This is a genomic window from Synechocystis sp. PCC 7509 (genome assembly GCF_000332075.2).
Lineage (GTDB): Bacteria > Cyanobacteriota > Cyanobacteriia > Cyanobacteriales > Chroococcidiopsidaceae > Aliterella.
In genome coordinates this window covers 2,331,470-2,344,551 of record NZ_ALVU02000001.1, presented here as the reverse complement: position 1 = coordinate 2,344,551, position 13,082 = coordinate 2,331,470, and the positions used below count along the sequence as shown (strand labels likewise).

The following is a 13,082-nucleotide window of genomic DNA, read 5'->3' as shown; positions in this document are numbered from 1 at the left end:
TCAGAGGTTCCAAGCCCTACAAAGCGGCAATAGAGGATTTATTAGTACATCATGCTGATTTGCCCCCAGTGTAAGAGTGAAAACCCAGCTAAAAACAAGTTTTGTCAAAATTGCGGTACATCGTTGAGCTACAAAATTTGTCCGCAATGTAGCAGTAAGGTAGCGTTAAATCAAAATAAGTGTGACAATTGCGGCACTAAAACAGGTTTAGTCTGGTGGGCAATTATCTCCAAAAATAAACAACTTGCGCCTATGGTGGCGAGTCAAGAAGCAAATAGCGACGTTTCAAGTTCGCTATTAACCATCGGATTATATTTAGACTCTCAGCAGCGCTATCAGGTACTTGAACCATTGCCCCCGCCTGCGCCTAAAGAAATCCAGTGTAAAGTATTAGATTGTCAGCCATTACAAATATCGCTCCTCAAAGCCGATACCACTAATACGGTAGAAATTGGCGAAACCGCAAAAACTTATTTACTTTTGCACTCTCAATTAGGGGAAGTAATTCCTCAGCTACACGATGCTTGGCAGCACGAGGGTAGACAAGTATTATTATTGAGCGATCGCTCTTTGTGGCGACATTTGCCGGAAGTGTGGCAGGATAACAACACTACAGCACTACAAATCGATCAATTGCTGTTAGCAATGACCGAACTATGGGCGGCATTGATTCCCTGGAATGCTTGTCGTAGCTTGTTGGAATTATCCAATTTGCGAATAAACTCTCAAGGGACTTTGGCTTTACAACGCTTGTACCTTGAACCTATTGGCAGTATTAATAACGAGCAAGCAACGTCTTTACAAGAACTAGGAAAACTATGGCAACATTTATTTGGTGAATCCCAACGAACTAAAGTTGGCGCTATGGTTGAATTACTAGCGCAAATGCAAGCAGGTGAAATTCACACTGTAGAACAATTGCAATTTCTGTTAATGGAAATAATTAGTCAATTACCACCTTTACCAGCAACGTCGCCCGTCTCTACTGCGGCAACTAATCAAGCAGAAATTAGTTCTAGTAGTAGTGATATCGATCCTTCCACCGTTATCCAACTCGATAAACCCTCAACTAACGTTATGCAGACAGATGATACACCAACTATTGTTTTGCCGATGCAATTGATCGGCTTAGAAGATGCTGGTCTTACAGACGTAGGCGGTCAACGCCAACACAACGAAGATTGTTTTGGCATTGAGACAGCAGTAAATAAGCTGGAATTTCCGCGAGGCAAAAATATTCAAGCACGAGGGTTATATATTCTCTGTGATGGGATGGGCGGACACGCAGGCGGCGAAGTGGCAAGTAGTCTAGCAGTAAAAACACTACAACAATACTTTCAATCCAACTGGCAATCGGCGCAACTCCCCAGCGAAGAAGTCATCCGCGAGGCGGTACAGTTGGCAAATAAAGTAATTTACGATGCCAATCAACAAGATGCTCGTTCGGGAGTAGGACGCATGGGAACAACTTTAGTAATGGTATTGCTGCAAGATAATCAAGTAGCTGTGGCTCATGTAGGCGATAGCCGTTTGTATAGACTAAATCGGAAAATTGGCATAGAGCAGGTAACTTTAGACCATGAAGTGGGGCAAAGAGAGATTTTACGGGGAGTAGAACCATCTATTGCTTATGCGCGTCCCGATGCCTACCAACTTACCCAAGCCTTGGGCCCACGAGATGAAAACTACGTCAATCCTGATGTGAAATTTTTAGAATTAAATGAAGATACTCTATTTATCTTGGCTTCTGACGGTCTATCAGACAACAATTTAGTCGAACAATATTGGAAAAGCCATTTAGACCCGCTATTAAGTTCTAGTAGTAATTTAGACCAAGGAGTTAATGCTTTAATTGATCTGGCAAATCAGTACAACGGTCACGATAATATTACGGCAGTCTTGGTTCGGGCAAAAGTCGCTCCTCGCAACTCCTCGCAATTTTAAATATACAATATCAATGTGGTCACGCTGTCGTTATTACATCCTGGGCAAAACACCACTATCAAAGAGTGGAAATTTACTGACAAAACGTCGGTCGTTCGGATTGGGCGATCGCCAGATAATGATGTAATCTTAACAGAACCTTTGGTTTCCCGGCATCATTTAGAACTGCGTAAAATTAATTCTTTGCCTCATCCTAGTGCTTGGCAGGCGATTAATCAAGGCACAAATGGAACTTTTGTAGATGGCATTTTGGTTGCTCAAACTCCCATTACTGATGGTTGCTTGTTGCAATTAGCCAAGGGCGGCCCTATTTTGAAGTTTCAACTTCAGGCACAAATACCAGTAACCGCAAAAAGTCTTTATCCATCTTCAGCCCATTGTCAACATAGTGGCAACCCTCCCAACAATTTATTTTGCATTCATTGCGGCGAACCGATTTTGGTACAAAGAGTAGTTCGTCAGTATCATATATTGCGGACTTTAGGACAAGGAGGGATGGGGACTACTTATTTAGCTTGGGATAAAGCTAGATCGGTTGCGGGTACGCCGCAACTGCTAGTTTTAAAAGAAATGAATGCAGATATGGCAAAAATCGCCAAGGCGCAAGAGTTATTTGAGCGAGAAGCCCGGACTTTAAAGACGCTGCATCATTCGGGGATTCCTAAGTATTATGATTTCTTTTTGGAAGCGGGCAAAAAATACTTGGCAATGGAGCTAATTCACGGTCAAGACTTGGAACACATAGTTCACGAGCAAGGCGCGGTAAGTCCAGAAAAAGCGATCGCCTGGATGATTCAAACTTGCGATGTTTTAAACTATATTCACCATCAACAGCCCCCTTTAATTCACCGCGATATTAAGCCCGCCAACTTGATGTTACGCACTTTTGATCGGCAAATTGTTGTGTTAGATTTTGGCGCGGTTAAAGAGATTGGCACTTATGCGGGGACGCGAATCGGCGCAGAAGGTTATTGCGCTCCCGAACAGGAACGCGGACAACCATTGATTCAGTCAGATTTGTACGCTATTGGGCCGACGTTGATCTTTTTATTGACGGGGGAAACTCCGTTTAAGTTTTTCCGCCAACGGGGTAAAAGTTATCGTTTCAATATTGATGGTTTATTAACAATTACTCCCCAATTGCGGGAGGTGATCGATTGCGTTACCGAACCCCTCCCTGGCGATCGCTATACTAGCGCTAAACAACTCTCTAAAGCCTTAGCAGCTTGCCTTTGAGAGCGATTATTCATCGTCCCAATTTTCTACGGCTAAGAGGTCGCCTATGGGGTCTTGAGTCGTAAAGCCAAAATCTAGTAGTTCTTTTTTCCAGTAAGCCCATTCGCTACCGTAAAGCAGTGCCATTTTCGAGATGCTATCTGTTAGCTTAAGGATTTTGGATTCTACAAGTGAGTGCGCGTGGCGCTGCAACTTCACCATGGGGTGAGTGACTTGTTGAGCCATAAATTCAATTAAATTCCGATTGAGTTGGGTAAATGTTTGGTGAGAAGTGTTCCCTAAGCGCGGATGTATGATGTATGGGAATCGCCTTTCTACTTTTCTACACTATCACAAGACTTAGCTCTCGGCGCAAGGGGTGCGGTAATTACTACCGCAAGAGAAAGTTTTGGTATGATCTTGCGTAGTTTTTTTATTGCTTAAGATATTACCACTCAAGATAGACGACAAATTAATCTATTCGGAGTGAACGTTGCTATGACGATTTAGTTGCTACTACATTTAAACTGATCAAAGTATCTAATATTCGTAAATTACTGCAATCATTAAAGATCCCAAATTCAGCTACTTGCTCGTAAGCTTCAAAACCAGCATCTTCTAAGTACATAGCTAAGATTTCAAAATCAAAACCTACTTTATGCACGTCGTAAATATTTGTTTGCCCCCCAAATATAATCCGCATCAAGTGGTAACGCTCCATCGGCATCATATTCGGATTGATATAGAGCCAGCATAAGGTTTTTAAGTCAGGTACACTAATCAAAAGTTTGCCGCCTGGCTTGAGTACCCGATGCCACTCTTGGAGGGTAGTAATTAATTCACTATTTATGTTGTAAAAAAAATGTTCTAATACGTGACTTGCATAAATGGCATCTAGAGAATCGCTTGGAAATTGGCTTAAGTCTAAAGCATTGCCTACATAATCAACTTCTGGGCGTGGTTCAACATCTAATATTTTCCAATCAGGATGGGTTTCTTTACCACCAATATGTAGTTTTATACTCATTTTATTTCTTATTTGTTAGTACGATTTATGAAAAATTGGTATTTTCCATAATAATTTTTTTGTTAATATTTTCTGCTAGTATACTCAATTATCAAACGATCTGTATTGAATTAGTAATAAATTATTATGTCTATCTTTCTGGAAAGTCTAAACAAAAGTGGTCGTTTAAATAAAACCTATCTAACAATTTGCAATGTTGGCTCACGGAAGTTAGAAAAAGAAGATGACTATGCTAGTAAAGGATGGGATATATTTGGTTCGCGTTTATCTATTTATGGCTTTGATGCAGATGAAGATGCCTGCGAACAAGCAAATAATGAAATTGAAGTAAGACAAGTAAGTTGGAATGAAAAACACATACCTCTAGCGCTTAGTGAATCCGAGGGCGATCGCACATTGTATGTAACAAAACATCCTATGTGCAGTTCTTTATATTTACCCAATGAAAATTATTTGCAGAGGTTTATGGGAATTGATGAAGTGATGGAATTAGATTTTACTATAGACATTCCTACAACAACTTTAGATACTTTTTGTCAAAGTGAAGGAATAAAGGAAATTGATTTTTTACAGGTAGATGTTCAAGGGGCAGATGTGCAGGTTTTGCAAGGTGCATCTCAAGTATTAGCAAACAGTATTTTGGCGGTGCAAGTGGAAGTTGAGTTTTCACATTTATATGTAAACCAACCATTATTTGCAGATGTAGATACTTTTATGCGAAAACAAGGATTTACATTATTTGATTTGTATACTGCTCGTCGTGCGCGTAAGCGATCGCCTGTGACATCAAATGCACATCCTGGTCAAATACTTTGGGGAGATGCTTTTTACTTCCGCGATTTAATTGGTGAGGGGGTAAACACAGCTTTAAAAACACCAGAAAAGATATTTAAGTTAGCTTGTATTGCGGACATTATGAATTTTGGCGATTACGCTTTAGAGTTGCTAGAGTATTTAACCCTCAATTATGGTAATAATGGATACAATTTTGCTGATAATATTGTGGAAAGTTTAAGCCAGTTTCCCGATTTAGTCGAGCAAGGATTAAGTTCTTTAGCTGTGGTAGCAAATATTAGAGATTATGTTACTGAAGGTAATTTGAAGTAAGAATAATATTGAGTATTCAATCACTTACTTGTTTAGAAAGTTGTACGTTAAGTTTTCCTTCTGGTGTGACCGTAACTATACCACCTAATTTTTGAATTTGGCTAATGGCGCGGCGACGAGTGCGATCGTCAAAAGCATTGCCTAAAACCGATGTCCAAGAAGTAATTTGAGCAATTTTACTATTGGGGTTAGCAGCTAAAAAGGCTGCGGTTTGGCGAGAAAAAAGAGCTACATATTTACTCTCATCGTCTGAGTAGGTACTCGCCCACTCGGCGGCTTTGGTATAGGAGTTTTTAGCAGCTTTAGCATCCCCAAGAAATAGTAGTTCGTCTATTGCTTTATAGCGCCAAACATAATAAGACTTGGCAGGGATTTGAGGAGACAGAGATTTTAACCCCCTATTCATCAAAGCGACCGACCTTTCAGGCATTCCTGCATATAGAGTTGTGCTAGAAGAAAGGAATAAGTAAGACCTCAAAAAATATGGATCGCGGTCAATAATTACTTCAAAGTATTCTGGGCTAAGACTATAGCCAGTTTTTTCCCGCGCATCGTCGTCGCCAAAATAGAGGAGGAAGTTTATAAAAGTCCAATCTGCGATCGCACGATCAAATCCCAAGCTAGGAATTTTACGCAGCAATTGCAACTGTAGCTTTTCGGACTCTACTTGTTTTTGAAAATCTGCTACTGAAGCAGTTTTTGCTTTATTGTTTAGCTTGGTTAATTGAGGCAATTGTAAAGCAACTATTGCTCCCGTGCATAGTAGGGATGCAACGGACGCGCCTATCAGTTGGCTAAAATTTTGCTTAAATTGAAAACCCATCGTTGCTAACTCCTAATTGACAGCGCGATCGCTATTTTATTCTTATAGCGGTTTCTCCTAATTACGTGCGATCGCCTTCTTCTAGTTGATTAATTCGGCGTTCTAATTTTTGAAGACGTTGCAGCAAGTCCAATCTGTCGCTTTCGCCTGTAATTGAGTAGCCGACTAATTGTGTAAGCCGCTTTTCATGGTCGCTTGCTATTTGGGCAAGCGTAAAAACGGTATCTTTAAGATCGCTAATTTCATTACCCAAAACTGTAAACCTTTGCTCAAACCTTTGCAGAGATTGACTGCTTTCATTCGCCAAAGCTTCAATACTTTTAGCATTACTCTCTACAAGTTGTTTTAATTCAACAAATTCCATTATTTTTATCCTGATATTGACCGTAATTACTGGGATAGATACTCAATGGCGTTGCTGATTAGATGTACTAATTTTGGTGTAGAGACGTTGCAATGCAACGTCTCTACATTGATTTTGAAATCACACAAAATCATTTTCATGCTCTGAATTTAGCAACATCCGCTCAATTTGCCCATGATTATTTATTTTTGTCGTAAATTTATCTCGTACATCTGCAAAGACTTGATCGGGATCGATATCAGCTTTTTCTATTTCGTATTCTTGGCGAAACTGTTCTACAGATTCCCAAAATCCTATTTGTTTATTCAGCAATCGCTCGTATTCTGATGCTGAAAGCATGACCGCAACTTGCTTACCTTGCCAACTAATTTGTATTGGTTCGCCTTGTTCGACTTCTTGAAGAATCTTGTCTAAGTTGAAAGAGATTTGTTCAATTGGGTATGGCTGAGACATACTTACTTTCCCTCACTAGATTGGCTCAAGTTATCAATATAATTTTGCCACATCTGCTTGTAAGCTTTTTCCATTTCGCAGGTAAATTGCTTTGCATTCCATAAAGGGGAAGTTTGCCGCGATTGGCGCAGTTTCCAAGCTACTTGTTGCCGTAATTCTGGCTCTTTGCCTAGGCGTACACCCCACTCTACATACTCCTCATCTGTCCAAGCAATGCCTTCAGTTACGCCTACATTCATCATAAAAGTGTAGCTATTACGAGCGGAAAATTGTTCGCCAACTCTTGTGACTAGAGGAACGCCCATCCATAGAGTTTCTAAGGTTGTGGTTGCGCCATTATAAGGATAGGTATCTAAAACTACATCAGCAACGCCTAAATTTGCTCTATGTACTAACTCACTTTCATCTCTAGGTATGAATTTTAATCGATTTGGATCTACTCCTTCAGCTTCAGCAACTTGGGTGAAGAATTGCTTAACTGATGTCTCGTCTGCTTTGCCTTTGACTAAAAAATAGCTATTGGGAACTTGTTTAATAATCTGCATTTGTAAACGGACTGTTTCAGGATTGCGTTTGTAGCCCGTTTGACCGCTATAGTAAATTACCGCATCTGGGGGAATTTCTAAATGTTCGCGGCGTAGTGTTGGTACATCCACTTCAAAACCATCTACCGCCACATAAGTTTGAGGTAAGCGCCAAATGTTTTCGCTGTAGTAGTCTTGAGCGTTTTCAGGCAATACATAGGGGTCGGCAATAAAGTAGTCAATTGCTGGAACTCCCGAAGCATCCCAACCTAGCCAAGTAACTTGTATAGGCGCAGGTTTGAGGGCTAAAACTTTGCAGGTTGTATCTAGAGTGAGACTGTCTAAATCAATTAGAATATCAATTTCGTCTGCTTTGATTTGTTTAGCAATTTCTTGATAGTTGGAGTCAAAGTTATAAATATCTTCTACTTTGTCTCTCAACCACTCATACTCTTCTAAATTTTGATGAATTAGGTAGAGGTTAGTTTTAAAATCTTCTTTGTTATGGTACTGGATTAGCCAGCGACCCAGCCAGCCGACGGAATGACCCACGAAAGCATGGGTAATATAACCAATCTTGAGAGGTCTAGTTGTTTCTTTGGTATTAGTGTAAGGTAGATTCACAAAATCAGAACTACCAGCTTGTAAACTTACTTGAAATATTTTGCCAATCTGATTTTGTAGCCAATGGGTTTCTTTGGGTATGTCTTGAATGTATGGCAAGAAAAAGTTGCTAGATAAAAGCAAACTAGCTTCACTTGGTTCTAAATCTTGAGGTGGATTTTGTACCAAGTCTCTAACTAAGGATTTGTGACGTTGGGCAACGGGTTCTACTTCTAACCAAGCTCCACAAGTAAGCAATGCGCGTAAAATTAGATAACTGCCTTGAAGTTGCCAAGAAGTGTTAGTAGAGTTAGTAAAAAAACGTTTAGCTGTTTCTATCGCTTGTTGATGTAACCTAGCATTGGAATAAAAACAAGATAAATGTCTCAATGCTTCTGAATGGTTTGGCTCTAGTTTGAGACATAATTGGGCTAAGTTGGCAGCAAAATCTGGTCTTCGAGCTTGATAAGCAACTTTGATCGCAACGGGGATTATAGTATCAATTAATGCCGTGGGATTTTGGGCTTGATGAGGTAGACAAGCTTCAACAAATTCTAAAACTTCTGGAATTGGAAACTTAATAATTTTTTTTATTACCCGCAACAATAAATCTGTATCTATTTCTGTTGAATCTGCTTGATTTATAACTGTTGCTAATTGCCAGTTTTCAAAAATTTCTGGATTTAATTCATCTAAATCAATTGAAAGCTGTAGTAAGTGTAATAAGTTATTAACAAAAGTTGGAGTGATTTCCCTAATATGCTGTCGAATTAACCAACTATTTTTAAGGTTAGAAATATTTACTTGCCGTTGAGCTTCAAAATCGAGAATATTGACTAATTCTGTTGTCCATTCTTCTACTTCTTCCGGTGTGCCTTCGGCTATGGCTAACATCCAGGTTGCTTGGGCATCTTCTTCATAATTTTGCAGTAAGTAGGCTAAACCCAGATACCAGTAATGAGACATTACATTAGGTTCAGTTTCGATAGCCTGTTCGTAAAGACTTGCAATTTGATTATAGTTGCCGTCATTTAGCAATTGATAAGTCTGTGCTTGCAAATTCATCATTAGCAAATTACAAAGGGATGATGCCATGATAAGAGCAAATTAAGCGTCTAACCAGATGTTTTGCATCAGTTGTAAGCAAATTCAAAAAAACTATCTACCAACAGTCACCATCCCCACCGTTGCACAGTCGGGAGGTGCGCCAGGAGCAGGTACACTAGGTAGCGATATTCCAGGGAGGGCAGCTTCACAAAGAACGCTTGTGATTAGTGGGTGTTGGTAAGTGTCAGCATAACTTTCTAAAGCTCCAGAATAACCTTTGAGAGCAGGATTTTTTGCTTGAGCAGTAGTTTGGCTAAAATCTGATGTGCTGGTAACTTGATAAGTGTAGTTGACTGTATCGTCTGGCAATCCCACTGCTAATTGAGCAATACTATTAGCAAAGCTAGGGTTGGCAACTCTAAAAGCTGTCTGGGAAGAATTTATAGCACCAATGGTGTTTTTAGCTTCAGCTTGTCTGGCTTTAACTGTTTGATTGAGGTAGCTAGGTAACGCAATAGCCGCCAGTGCAGCAATAATAATAATCACAACTAGAAGTTCAATTAAAGTAAAACCTTGAGTCAAATTATTATTTAGATATTGCAGATATTTTGCTTTAAAGTGTAGTTTCATAAGTTTTATTTGAATAAATTAGTAATTTAGACATAAGTGGATTTATTGACTTACCACTAAAGCAATTTTTTATCTGAATGATTAAATCCATAAAATAAAGGCAACCCTTGAAAAGAGTTGCCTTTAGCCGCTTGGCAGCTATCTTTGGAGTAAATAGGTTTTAGTAGCTATTATGGTTGACCAAGTTCAACTGCGTTAGCCGTATTGCAAGTAGCTTTGACTGTAGTACCACCTGTAGGAGTAGTAGCATCAACAGTTGTTGTTTTGGACTCACATATAACGCTATTAATGATGCTCTCGCTTACTGTGGCATCCGTATATCTTGCACTTCCACCTGTATAAGCTTTAAGAGCAGCATCAGTTTTTGCAGCGGTAATTGCAACGAGGTCTGAGGCGGCAGCACCAAAGGTGTAAGAGTAGTTAGCAGTGGTTGTAGGCAAACCAAGAGCCAATGCTGCCATGCCGTTAGTACCACCAGCAAATACAGCCTTGTCTTGGCGGTAAGCAGTTTGAGCAGAGTTAACAGAACTGATAGTGTTCTTGGCTTCAGATTGCTTGGCTTTAGCAGTTTGGCTAAGGAAGTTAGGTAGAGCGATCGCAGCTAAAATACCGATAATGATAATTACAACTAATAATTCGATTAAGGTGAAACCTTTGTTGCCGTCTTTGTTCTTTTTGTTGTTAAGAAATTGGATGTACTTGGCTTGTAGTTCAGTTTTCATTTGAGTGTGTCCGTTGGGTGGTGTGTGGCTTTCGTTCCCTGTTACTAATAACTTACCCACCTCAAACAACATTCCTATCACCTATATTCAAAGTTCAGTAATTATACTTGATTGATGTAAGTATCTTGTGGTTATCCCGTAAAAGCACTGTTTGAAATCGCTTTACCTTGTGAGGTTATATCAATAAAAAAATGCGATCGCACTGATTTTTTGTGCCATCACTGTTGCTAATCGCTAAAAACTCTTTGCGGCTTTACGTATAATAATACGTATATAATTACAATTATATAAATTGAAGAACATTTTGACTCTTAGCAAGAGGCTTTTGGGCTATGGTGATCTCTGCCTCAAGTAGTGTTTACGGTGATGAATTAGTTACAGCTACGGAGTTAAATCGGCAACCGGGTCGAATTTTAGATCGGGCTAGAGAGCATCCAGTAACTATCACTCGCAACGATGAATATTTTGCCTTGTTGCCTCGTGATGATATGACATTTTGGGTAAAGTCAGCTACGCAAGCAAAAGTTGTGTTTGACATAGTTAACGTTGCTTACCGATTGCAGCTTGGAGAGCAGATTGCTGAGGAGCATCCCCATAAATGGCTGAAAGTATTTGACTCTCAGGAGCTAAATGAATTAATCACAGAGTTAGAGAGGGCTTTTCGCCTTGTAGGATCGGAGATTGGAGCTATAGATAGGCTTGATGTATTGATACATGAGTGGCACGAGAGTGCTTTAGCAATTTCTAGCCCAGAACTCGCTGCGGCTTTTAGTGACGAAGTTGACGAAGTATTACTGACACCAATCGTTGATAGCACTAATGAATTGGCTCAGTCATAAATATGACGCATTCCGAAGCAACTCCAGAAGAAGAAAGTGCAGTACCGCCAGAAGAACAACTGACAAATCCACTAACGCCGCCCAAAGTTGAACAAGCACAAGCACCTGTATCGGTAGTAGTACCGCCAGAAGAAATAATAACAGCACCAAGGCTGTTATCTACTGAAGAAAACGAAGCCGAACAAGAAAAACCTGTAGCTGTGTCACCTTGGTTAGTAGTAGCTCTCAATCGGCGAGTTAATCGAGATTGGGAAGCATTATTATTGCGCGCGCCGGAAAATACTCGCCGTTGTTACAAAATATGTATATAAGGTAGAGAGGATTTAAGTATGCAATATCAGGTATTTGTTCAAAATTTAGCAGAACAAAGATTTGTGGCATTAGTGATGGGAATGCCAACAGTTAGCGAGTACGGAGCAACGGAAGAAGAAGCAGTTTCTAGAGCCAAAGCAGCTTTAGAAACTCAACTTGCTAGGGGAAAGCTAATTACTATTGAACTTCCCCAAACTGCCGCCAACGAGCTTAGGGGTAGTCAAAAACCGCCGACTACACCGCATTTTTCAAGCTTGAATATGCAGCAAGCTGGAATTTTTGCTGACGATCCCAGTTTTGATGATTGGGTAGAAAAATTGGCACAGATTCGCTCCGAAGCGAATGCAGAGACGGATGACTAATGAATCTCTATGTTTTGGATACAGACCATTTGAGTTTGTATGGACGCAATCACCCACAAATTATTGCGCTCATGCGGGCAAATTCGGAACCCTTAGCGACGACGGCAATTAATGTCGAAGAACAACTGCGAGGACGTTTAGCACAGGTTGCAGAAGCTAAAGCAAAAAACAGACCAAGCATTGACGAACGCGTACCAGCGATTAGTAGAAACGGTAATGCTATTATCTGAATTTCAGATAATTCAATATAATGCATATGCCTGTATCATTTACGAGTCGCTCAAGGCTCAAAGAATTAAAATAGGGACACAGGATTTGCGTATTGCCTCAACTGTGCTGGCTTATAATGGGGTTCTTGTAACTAGAAATATGCAAGATTTTAAGAAAGTCCCCAATTTAAAAGTAGAAGATTGGACAATTTAGTAAAGTATTAAAGGCAGCATCGAAAAATTAGCGATCGCACGGAATATAAAGCAACGTCTCGTTGCCAAAATTCATACATTTAATCAACAATGCCTAAAAAAGTGCGATCGCACTTCCCCAAAAATGCGATCGCACTATATAAATAACAATAATTACTTTTTATTCCTTGCTACTGCTTTGCAACATTTGCTCAGGATTGACTAAAAATATTGTTAGTGGTGGTTCTTCCTCCGGCAAATAACAGACATGAGTAGCCATTTGGAGAATGTCACCGTTACGGTAAGACTCAGGTAACACGCGAATAGTAGAGAGAGGTAAATCCATCAACAGAGGAACTGATGCTACGGGAATGCCGTACAATTCGCCGCTTTTGCTATGGAGAATCAGCAAATAACCTTTTTGTGATGTTTCATTGATGATGCTGGATTGAAATAATTGCCGATGCAAGTCAATAACCGTAACTTCGCGATCGCCCACGTGGGCAACTCCTACCCCATTTAACCCACTGCCATAAACAGGAATTTGGTTTAAAACTTTGTGGACAATCTCAATAGGCAAAGCTAGAGCGAAACTACCGATTGTAAACACAATCATTTTTACCGATGCAGTGCGATCGCTTCTAGAAGATTGTTGCAAATTAGCAGATTTTGATTTGACTAGAGTATTTTTCATAAATTAGTTGCCTCC

17 protein-coding genes are annotated in these 13,082 nt (G+C 40.0%); 8 read left to right on the top strand and 9 right to left on the bottom strand.

The window, feature by feature from the left end:
* The first annotated feature begins 51 nt into the window (after positions 1 to 51).
* Both SYN7509_RS0211805 and SYN7509_RS0211800 read left to right on the top strand, forming a co-directional pair.
* Positions 52 to 1,944 (top strand): serine/threonine phosphatase, encoded by a 1,893-nt coding sequence (locus SYN7509_RS0211805; RefSeq protein ID WP_028954264.1) that lies wholly within the window; start codon positions 52 to 54, stop codon positions 1,942 to 1,944.
* 15 nt (positions 1,945 to 1,959) lie between these two features.
* Positions 1,960 to 3,180: a protein kinase domain-containing protein gene (locus tag SYN7509_RS0211800; RefSeq protein WP_009632852.1), complete on the top strand. Its 1,221-nt coding sequence runs from the start codon at positions 1,960 to 1,962 to the stop codon at positions 3,178 to 3,180.
* A 6-nt stretch (positions 3,181 to 3,186) separates the two neighbouring features.
* On the opposite strand, the gene SYN7509_RS0211795 is transcribed toward SYN7509_RS0211800, so the two are convergent.
* Both SYN7509_RS0211795 and SYN7509_RS0211785 read right to left on the bottom strand, forming a co-directional pair.
* Complete coding sequence (locus SYN7509_RS0211795) at positions 3,187 to 3,405, bottom strand: DUF4327 family protein (RefSeq protein ID WP_009632851.1); 219 nt, start codon at positions 3,403 to 3,405, stop codon at positions 3,187 to 3,189.
* A gap of 250 nt (positions 3,406 to 3,655) precedes the next feature.
* Positions 3,656 to 4,186: a class I SAM-dependent methyltransferase gene (locus SYN7509_RS0211785; protein WP_009632849.1), complete on the bottom strand. Its 531-nt coding sequence runs from the start codon at positions 4,184 to 4,186 to the stop codon at positions 3,656 to 3,658.
* Between the two features lie 126 nt (positions 4,187 to 4,312).
* Between SYN7509_RS0211785 and SYN7509_RS0211780 the strand changes: the two genes are divergently transcribed.
* A complete protein-coding gene (locus SYN7509_RS0211780; protein WP_009632848.1) occupies positions 4,313 to 5,293 on the top strand; it encodes an FkbM family methyltransferase in 981 nt (326 codons plus the stop codon).
* Positions 5,294 to 5,309: 16 nt separating this feature from the next.
* Here SYN7509_RS0211780 and SYN7509_RS0211775 read toward each other — a convergent pair whose 3' ends face one another.
* From SYN7509_RS0211775 to SYN7509_RS31550, 6 genes are all read right to left on the bottom strand, one after another.
* Entirely contained in the window at positions 5,310 to 6,116 is an 807-nt protein-coding gene (locus SYN7509_RS0211775) for a hypothetical protein (protein WP_009632847.1), read from the bottom strand.
* A gap of 61 nt (positions 6,117 to 6,177) precedes the next feature.
* Positions 6,178 to 6,480 carry a hypothetical protein gene (locus SYN7509_RS0211770; RefSeq protein ID WP_009632846.1) on the bottom strand — a complete coding sequence of 101 codons (303 nt, stop codon included), beginning with the start codon at positions 6,478 to 6,480 and terminating at the stop codon, positions 6,178 to 6,180.
* Between the two features lie 120 nt (positions 6,481 to 6,600).
* Positions 6,601 to 6,933, bottom strand: coding sequence for a type II toxin-antitoxin system prevent-host-death family antitoxin (locus SYN7509_RS25795; protein ID WP_009632845.1), 333 nt, complete (start codon positions 6,931 to 6,933; stop codon positions 6,601 to 6,603).
* 2 nt (positions 6,934 to 6,935) lie between these two features.
* The gene (locus tag SYN7509_RS0211760; RefSeq protein ID WP_051482581.1) at positions 6,936 to 9,155 is read right to left on the bottom strand and encodes an O-linked N-acetylglucosamine transferase, SPINDLY family protein; all 2,220 of its coding nucleotides are present in this window, start codon (positions 9,153 to 9,155) and stop codon (positions 6,936 to 6,938) included.
* A gap of 63 nt (positions 9,156 to 9,218) precedes the next feature.
* Positions 9,219 to 9,737: a type IV pilin-like G/H family protein gene (locus SYN7509_RS25790; RefSeq protein ID WP_009632843.1), complete on the bottom strand. Its 519-nt coding sequence runs from the start codon at positions 9,735 to 9,737 to the stop codon at positions 9,219 to 9,221.
* A 170-nt stretch (positions 9,738 to 9,907) separates the two neighbouring features.
* On the bottom strand, positions 9,908 to 10,531 hold the full coding sequence (locus SYN7509_RS31550; protein ID WP_009632842.1) for a type IV pilin-like G/H family protein: 624 nt from the start codon (positions 10,529 to 10,531) through the stop codon (positions 9,908 to 9,910).
* Between the two features lie 260 nt (positions 10,532 to 10,791).
* Between SYN7509_RS31550 and SYN7509_RS0211745 the strand changes: the two genes are divergently transcribed.
* The 5 genes from SYN7509_RS0211745 to SYN7509_RS30680 are packed head-to-tail and all read left to right on the top strand — an operon-like array spanning position 10,792 to position 12,395.
* Complete coding sequence (locus SYN7509_RS0211745; RefSeq protein ID WP_009632841.1) at positions 10,792 to 11,298, top strand: hypothetical protein; 507 nt, start codon at positions 10,792 to 10,794, stop codon at positions 11,296 to 11,298.
* A 2-nt stretch (positions 11,299 to 11,300) separates the two neighbouring features.
* Positions 11,301 to 11,609, top strand: a complete 309-nt coding sequence (locus tag SYN7509_RS25780; RefSeq protein WP_009632840.1) for a hypothetical protein — start codon at positions 11,301 to 11,303, stop codon at positions 11,607 to 11,609.
* A gap of 18 nt (positions 11,610 to 11,627) precedes the next feature.
* A complete protein-coding gene (locus tag SYN7509_RS0211735; protein WP_009632839.1) occupies positions 11,628 to 11,972 on the top strand; it encodes a hypothetical protein in 345 nt (114 codons plus the stop codon).
* Positions 11,972 to 12,202, top strand: coding sequence for a type II toxin-antitoxin system VapC family toxin (locus SYN7509_RS30685; protein ID WP_009632838.1), 231 nt, complete (start codon positions 11,972 to 11,974; stop codon positions 12,200 to 12,202). Before SYN7509_RS0211735 ends, SYN7509_RS30685 begins: the two co-directional genes overlap by 1 nt.
* Positions 12,189 to 12,395 (top strand): type II toxin-antitoxin system VapC family toxin, encoded by a 207-nt coding sequence (locus SYN7509_RS30680; RefSeq protein WP_009632837.1) that lies wholly within the window; start codon positions 12,189 to 12,191, stop codon positions 12,393 to 12,395. The genes SYN7509_RS30685 and SYN7509_RS30680 overlap by 14 nt, the downstream gene beginning before the upstream one ends.
* 159 nt (positions 12,396 to 12,554) lie before the next feature.
* Here the strand turns inward: SYN7509_RS30680 and SYN7509_RS0211725 are convergent, their stop codons facing one another.
* Positions 12,555 to 13,067: a chemotaxis protein CheW gene (locus tag SYN7509_RS0211725; protein ID WP_009632836.1), complete on the bottom strand. Its 513-nt coding sequence runs from the start codon at positions 13,065 to 13,067 to the stop codon at positions 12,555 to 12,557.
* Between the last annotated feature and the right edge of the window lie 15 nt (positions 13,068 to 13,082).